The sequence below is a fragment of the Kocuria rhizophila genome, assembly GCF_003667225.1.
In the GTDB taxonomy this organism is placed as follows: Bacteria; Actinomycetota; Actinomycetes; order Actinomycetales; family Micrococcaceae; genus Kocuria; species Kocuria rhizophila.
In genome coordinates this window covers 1-419 of sequence record NZ_RCOM01000182.1, presented here as the reverse complement: position 1 = coordinate 419, position 419 = coordinate 1, and the positions used below count along the sequence as shown (strand labels likewise).

1 pseudogene is annotated in these 419 nt (G+C 68.7%); it reads right to left on the bottom strand.

Features of this window, described 5'->3' with window-relative positions:
* Positions 1–419 (bottom strand): annotated as a pseudogene (locus D9R02_RS11920) (hypothetical protein); the annotation flags it as partial.

Here is a 419-nt window from a genome sequence, read left to right as displayed (position 1 = left end):
GGGCAGGACGGCGCGGGTGTGGTCCCGGAAGACGGGGCCCATCTCGAACGGCGCCATGCCCATGCGTCCGTCCATGAGCAGGTTCAGGGCCACGGAGCCGGAGAAGCCCACCACGAGCAGCAGGATGGAGTAGTAGAACGCGCTCATGCCCAGTGCGGTGCCCTCGGGGAGGTCGTTGTACGCCTTGGAGACCATGGACACGGGGTCCTTGAGGGTGTCCTTGGCCACCGAGCTGACGGTGGGCGAGAGCTCCTTGGCGATCTGCTCAGCCGAGCCCTGCTGGGACTTCTGCACCTGCTGGGCGAACTGCTGGACCTCGGGGCCGCCCTGCGCGGCCTGGCGCTGCAGCTGCTGCGACTGCTGCTGCTGGGACTGCTGCAGCTGCTGGAGGACCCGGTTGTAGGCCTGCTCCTCGGCGG